General features: G+C 61.6%; 3 protein-coding genes. 1 reads left to right on the plus strand and 2 read right to left on the minus strand.

Annotated elements, in window-relative coordinates:
- Together DBR18_RS20020 and DBR18_RS20025 are read right to left on the minus strand one after the other, a co-directional pair.
- On the minus strand, positions 1-1,808 hold a 1,808-nt coding region (locus DBR18_RS20020; protein ID WP_256588808.1), incomplete at its 3' end, for a type I secretion system permease/ATPase.
- 42 nt (positions 1,809-1,850) lie between these two features.
- Positions 1,851-3,203, minus strand: a complete 1,353-nt coding sequence (locus DBR18_RS20025; RefSeq protein ID WP_108591609.1) for a TolC family outer membrane protein — start codon at positions 3,201-3,203, stop codon at positions 1,851-1,853.
- A gap of 357 nt (positions 3,204-3,560) precedes the next feature.
- Here DBR18_RS20025 and DBR18_RS29530 point away from each other — a divergent pair.
- On the plus strand, positions 3,561-7,093 hold a 3,533-nt coding region (locus DBR18_RS29530), incomplete at its 3' end, for a retention module-containing protein (RefSeq protein ID WP_256588809.1).

Raw genomic sequence — 7,093 nt, forward strand, 5'->3', positions numbered from 1 at the left:
AATTCGTGGACGCCGGCCAGTTCGGCGGCTTGCAGCACCAGCTCGTCTTCGACGTAACGCGCGCCGGAGATCAGGTTGTCACGCAGGGTGCCGGCCAATAGCTGGATGTCCTGGGGCACGTAGCCGATGTTGTAGCGCAGCTCGCTGACGTCGATCTGGCGGATATCCACACCGTCCACCAGCAACGCGCCGTCGTCCGGCTGGTACAGGCCCACCAGCAATTTTGCCAGCGAACTCTTGCCCGAACCGCTGCGGCCGATGATGCCGATCTTTTCGCCGGGACGGATCACCAGGTTGATGTTCTTCAGCGCCGGGTTCTGTTGCTCCGGGTAGGTGAAGCTCAGCTGACGGCACTCGATCGCACCCTGCAGCACCTTGCGGCTCAGTGGTCGTTCTTCGAAATTGCGCTCCTGCGGCAGCTCCATCATCTGGTCGACCGACGTCATGGTCACGCGCGCCTGCTGGTAACGGGTCAGCAGCCCGGACAGCGACGCCAGCGGGCTGAGCGCGCGGCCACTGAGCATGTAGCAGGCAATCAGACCGCCCATGCTCAGATTGCCGGCGATGATCTGGTACACGCCGAAGACGATCATGATCACCCCGGCCAGTTGCTGGATCAGCAAGGTGATGTTCATCGCCAGACCGGAGAGCATTTTCACTCGCAGCTCGAGGCGGCTGAGGGTGCCGATGGTCTGTTCCCACTGGTACTGACGTTCGCTTTCGGCGTTGTTGACCTTGACCGCATCGAGGCCGGCCAGGGTTTCAATCAGGCTCGACTGACGCTCGGCGCCGAGGGCCATGGTGCGTTCCATGGTCGCTATCAACGGTTTTTGCAGCGCATAGCCGATCAGCAGCGCAATCGGGAACGCCAGCACCGGAATCCACACCAGATGCCCGCCGAGAATGGCAATGACGATGAAAATCAGAATGGTGAACGGCAGGTCGATCAGGCTGGTCAGGGTCAGCGACGCGAGAAAATCGCGCAGGCTCTGAAACTCATGAATGTTCTGCGCAAAGCTGCCGACCCGTGCCGGGCGGTACTTCATGGCCATGCCGACGATGCGCTCGAACAGCGTAGCGGAGATGATCAGGTCGGTTTTCTTGCCGGCCAGATCCAGGCACAGGCTGCGCAGGCTCTTGAGAATCAGGTCGAAGATATAGGCACCCGTGATGCCCAGCGCCAGCACCCACAAGGTTGCTTCGGCCTGGTTCGGCACCACGCGGTCGTAGACGTTCATCACGAACAGCGGCGCGGCCATGGCGATGATGTTGATCAGGAAACTGGCGGCAATCGCATCGGCATACAGCCAGCGCGAGCGCTTGAGGGTGTCGCGAAACCACGAGCGCGCACGCGGGATCAGCGTGCCGTGGTTGACGTCGAATTTGTGCTGCGGCTGGGCGAAGAACACTTTGCCGGTGTAGTCGTCGGCCAGCAATTCGCGGCTGACCACCGATTCGCCGCCATCGCTTTCGCTGAGCAGCACCCGGGCGTCGTTCTCGCCTTGCCAGCCAAGCAGGACGGCACTGCGGCCATCCTTGAGCAGCAACAGCGCCGGCATGGCAATCGCCGGAATCTCTTCCAGCTTGCGTTGCAGCACCCGGCCCTGCAGCCCGGCGCGAGCGGCTGCGCGGGGCAGCAACTCGACACTCAGGCGTTGTTTGGGCAGCGGCAGACCGGTGGTCAGCATCGCCGCGCTGGCGGGTTTCTGGTGCAGCATGCACAGAGCGAGCAGACCATCCAGCAACGGATCGTCGTGCATCGCGCGCGGATCATGAATGAGTTGAACTCGACTGACTTCTGATTCCACGCTCGGCACTCTTGGCTAACAATTGAACAATGAAGGTTCTGCTCAATTCATACCCGGCAGTTGGACCTTCGGCTTCACATCGTTCTGCACGACGGATGCCAACGGTGCGACCACTCCCTGGCTCTTGAGCAACTCGCCCATGGTCGCCTTGATTCGATACTGAGTAAATAACTGAATGTTCTTGATTTCGGCCAGACGGCGCGAAGCGGTGAACAACTCGTTTTCACTGTCGAGCAAATCGAGCAGGGTGCGCTCGCCGAGGCTGAATTGACGCTGGTAGGCAGTACGCACCGCGGTGCTGTGATCAACGTACTGCTGCGCGATCGGCACCTGGGCGTTGGCGTTGTTCAGGGCGTTCCAGGCCAGGCCCAGTTCTTCGTTCAACTGACGCAGGGCGTTGTTGCGGATGTCCAGCGCCTGGTTCGACAGGTACGACTTGGATTCCAGATCAGCCTTGTTGCTGCCACCCGAATACAGGTTGAAGCGCATGCGCAGCATGGCCTGCCACTCGTTGTTGTGACCGTTCTGACCGTCCAGATCGTTGTCGGCGGTGCGGCCCAGCTCGGCGTCGAAACGCGGGTAGAAGGTCGACTTGGCGGTTTCGTACTGCTTCTCGGCAGCGGCGATATCGGACTCGGCCGAACGCAGGATCGGGCTGTTTTCCAGCATCTGCTGGCGCGCCTCATTGAGGTTGGCCGGCATCATCGCCATGAACGGCGCCGGACGCTCCAACTGGTCAGGCATCTGGCCGACGGCGCTGAGGAAGTTGGTTTCGGAGTCGGCGAGGTTGGTCTGTTCGGTGATCAGGTTGTTGCGCGCCTGAGCCATCCGCGCTTCGGCTTGATCGAGGTCAGCGCCGCTGCCGACGCCGCGCTGGGTGCGCAGCTGGATCTGGTCGTAGATGCGCTGGTGGCTTTTGAGGTTTTCTTCGGCCAGACGCACGAACTCGCGGCGGGTCAGCACGTCCAGATAGACCTGGGCAACGGTCAGTGCGGTGCGCTCGGAAGTGCCGAGCAGCGAGTAGGCGCGGGAGTTGACGGTGGCTTGTTGACGCCCGACTTCACTGGATGTGGCAAAACCGTCAAAAACCATTTGCGAGAGACGTAAACTTGACTCGCTGCGGTTCAACGTTTCCCAGTGGTTGCCACCACCGTTGGCGCGGGTGGTCACGCTGTCGGTGCCCTCACGGCCATAACCGCCCAGCAGATCGACCTTGGGCAGGTATCCACCTTTGGCTGCCTTTAATTGATAATCCGCGGCCAAACGACTGTTGACCCCTGCCTGGATTTCCGGATGGACATCCAGTGCCTGTTGCATGGCTTCCGGTAAGGTTTGTGCTTGGACGAAAGAGGCGGCGAGGGCGAACGGTAGAGCCTTGAACAAGTGCAAACGCATGGTAAAGATTTCCCAGGACTTCTTGTCTTGAATCACAGCAAAACGTGCTGCTGCGTCGGATGATTGGCAACCGGAATGACCGTATGTCGGAAAGTTCAAAATAGGAACTGGATCACACGCTGAGGGACAGGTCGCCGCGGAAATATCAATGTGACATTAGTGGAGCGATTGTTTAGGATGGCACCCAGAAGGTCAATAGTTTGGCATAAAGTTAATAGCGAAAGAATCTAGCCAAAATATTGACGAAAAACAGCGTCAAACTTGATTCGCAAATTTTTAAAGTACGTCCAGACTGAATCGGCGCTGAAGCCGTCAGGCTATGGAAGTCAACTGAACGTGACACCCGGAGAGTCTTCAATGAGCAGTGTTGTTGCCATCGTCAAAAGCATTGTCGGTCAGGTATTCGTAGTCTCCCCAGAGGGTGTACGTCGCGTACTCGTTGAAGGCGATCGCCTGTATGTCGGCGACCAGATCGACACCGGCCTCTCCGGCGCGGTATCGCTGGAACTGGCGGATGGCCGCACCCTCGATCTGGGCCGTGAAACCCAATGGAGCGCCAACGCGCCTGACTCCAGCACTGACCTGGCCGAGGCCACTGCGCAGGCCGCGCCCTCTGTAGCCGAGCTACAGCAGGCCATCGCCGCCGGTGCCGACCCGACCACAGCCCTTGAAGCCACCGCTGCCGGCGCCACCGCCGCAGGCACTGGCGGCGCGGCAGGCGGCGGCCACAGTTTCGTGATGCTCGACGCCACCGCTGGCCGCGTCGACCCGACCATCGGCTTCCCGACTGCAGGCATCAACTCCGGTGCACAAGCGGCGCAGAACATCACCGGCGGCCAGACCACCGACACCACCACCAACGCCCTGCGTGAATCGACCCTGAGCCTCAGCGCCACGCCGACCATCACCGAAGCCGGCGGCGTGCTGGTGTACACCGCGACGCTGACCCAGGCGCCGCTGACCGACCTGACCATCACTCTGTCCAACGGCTCGGTGATCGTGATTCCGGCCGGCACCACCACCGGCACCGTCAACGTGCCGCTGGCGCCGAACGACACCGTTTATAACGACCCGAGCCAGATCGACGTGACCGTCACCGGCACCACCGGTGGCAACGGCATTACCGTGACTCCGCCGACTACCCCGGCCACGACCCAGGTCACCGACACCATCGACACCACCACCGTCACCCTGACGGCGGGCAACAGCGTCACCGAAGGTGGCCAGATCACCTACACCGCGACACTGACCAACCCGGCGCAGACACCGGTCACCGTCACTCTGTCCAATGGCTCGACCATCACCATCGAAGCCGGCCAGACCACAGGCACCGTCAACGTGCCGACCCCGCCGAACGACGTCTATAACAACGGCAGCACCGTCACCACTACGATTACCGGCGCCAGCGGTGGCAACTTCGAGAATCTGGTGCCGAACACGACGCCAGCCGTCACGAACATCGTCGATTCGATCGACACCACCAACCTGACCCTGACTGCCACCGGCACCGTGGTCGAAGGTGGTCAGATCACCTACACCGCGACCCTGACCAACCCGGCGCAGACGCCGGTCACCGTCACCCTGTCCAACGGCTCGACCATCACCATCGAAGCCGGCAAGACCACTGGCACCGTCAACGTGCCGACCACGCCGAACGACGTCTACAACAACGGCGGCACCGTCAGCACCACGATTACCGGCGCAACCGGCGGCAACTTCGAGAACCTGGTGCCGAACACCACGCCGGCCACCACCACCGTGACCGACTCCATCGACACCACCAACCTGTCGCTGAGTGCCACCGGCACCGTGGCTGAGGGCGGTTCGATCGTTTACACCGCAACCCTGACCAACCCGGCCGGCACCCCGGTGACCGTGACGTTGAGCAACGGCTCCGTCATCACCATCGAAGCCGGCAAGACCACCGGCACCGTCACCGTTCCGGCACCAGCCGATGACGTCTACAAAGACGCCGGCAAGGTTGAAGTCAGCATCACCGGCACTACCGGTGGCAATTTCGAGAACCTGGTGCCGAGTACCGTTCCAGCGGTCACCGAAGTCACTGACACCATCGATACCTCGACCGTCAAACTGTCCGCTGACACTTCGGTCGCCGAGGGTGGCACCGTCACTTACACCGCGACTGTCGGTGCGCCTGTGACCGGCACCCCGGTTGTTGTGACTCTGGCGAACGGCCAGACCATCACCATCGAAGTCGGCAAGACCACCGGCACCGTGACCACCACCGCGCCGAACGATGCGCTGACCGGCAATCCGCCGCTGACCAACTCGATCACCAATGTGAGTGGTGGTAACTACGAGAACCTCGTAGCGGACAAGACCCCGGTGTCCACCACCGTGACCGATACCGTCGACACCACCAACCTGTCGCTGACGGCGACCGGCACCGTGGCCGAGGGCGGCTCGATCGAATACACCGCGACGCTGACCAACGCTGCCGGCTCGCCAGTCACCGTGACCCTGAGCAACGGCGCAGTGATCACCATCGAGGCCGGCAAAACCACTGGCACCGTGACCGTTCCGGCGCCTGCCGACGACGTTTACAAAGACGCCGGCAAAGTCGAAGTCACCATCAACGGTGCAACCGGCGGCAACTTCGAAAATCTGGTGCCAAGCACTGTCCCTGCAGTGACCGAAGTCACCGACACCATCGACACCTCGACGGTCAAACTCTCCGCTGACACCTCGGTCGCCGAAGGCGGCACCGTCACTTACACCGCGACGGTCGGTGCGCCTGTGACTGGCTCGCCAGTTGTCGTGACCCTGGCCAACGGTCAGTCCATCACCATCGAAGTGGGCAAAACCACTGGCACCGTGACCACCACCGCACCGAACGACGTGCTGAACGGCCAGGCGCCGCTGAGCAACTCGATCACTGGCGTGAGCGGTGGCAACTACGAAAATCTGGTCGCCGACAAGACGCCGGTCAGCACTAACGTGACAGACACCGTCGACACCACCAACCTGTCGCTGAGTGCCACCGGCACCGTCGCTGAGGGTGGATCGATCGTTTACACCGCGACTCTGACCAATCCGGCCGGCACACCGGTAACCGTGACCTTGAGCAATGGCTCGATCATCACCATCGAGGCCGGTAAGACCACCGGTACCGTGACCGTTCCGGCCCCGGCCGATGACGTCTATAAAGACGCCGGCAAGGTTGAAGTCAGCATCACCGGCACCACCGGCGGCAACTTCGAGAACCTCGTTCCGAGCACCGTTCCTGCGGTCACTGAAGTGACTGACACCATCGATACCTCGACCGTGAAGCTGAGCGCCGATACTTCGGTCGCTGAGGGCGGCACCGTCACTTACACCGCCACCGTCGGTGCACCGGTGACTGGCTCGCCGGTTGTTGTGACCCTGGCCAACGGTCAGACCATCACCATCGAAGTCGGCAAAACCACCGGCACCGTCACCACCACTGCACCGAACGATGCGTTGAACGGTCACGAGCCGCTGACCAACGCGATCACTGACGTGAGCGGGGGCAACTACGAGAATCTGGTGGCGGACAAAACCCCGGTTTCGACCACCGTCACCGATACCGTCGACACCACCAACCTGTCGCTGACGGCGACCGGCACCGTGGCGGAAGGCGGTTCGATCGTCTACACCGCAACCCTGACCAACCCGGCCGGCACCCCGGTGACCGTGACGTTGAGCAACGGCTCCGTCATCACCATCGAGGCCGGTAAGACCACCGGTACCGTAACGGTTCCAGCACCTGCCGATGATGTCTACAAAGACGCCGGCAAAGTGGAAGTCAGCATTACCGGAACAACCGGCGGCAATTTCGAGAACCTGGTGCCGAGCACTGTCCCTGCGGTCACTGAAGTGACTGACACCATCGACACCTCGACCGTGAA

Source organism: Pseudomonas sp. HMWF021 (assembly GCF_003061005.1).
GTDB lineage: Bacteria > Pseudomonadota > Gammaproteobacteria > Pseudomonadales > Pseudomonadaceae > Aquipseudomonas.

Coding starts and splice junctions, on each gene's coding strand:
- DBR18_RS20025 (WP_108591609.1), bottom strand. CDS start 3,203: ATGCGTTTGCACTTGTTCAAGGCTCTACCGTTCGCCCTCGCCGCCTCT.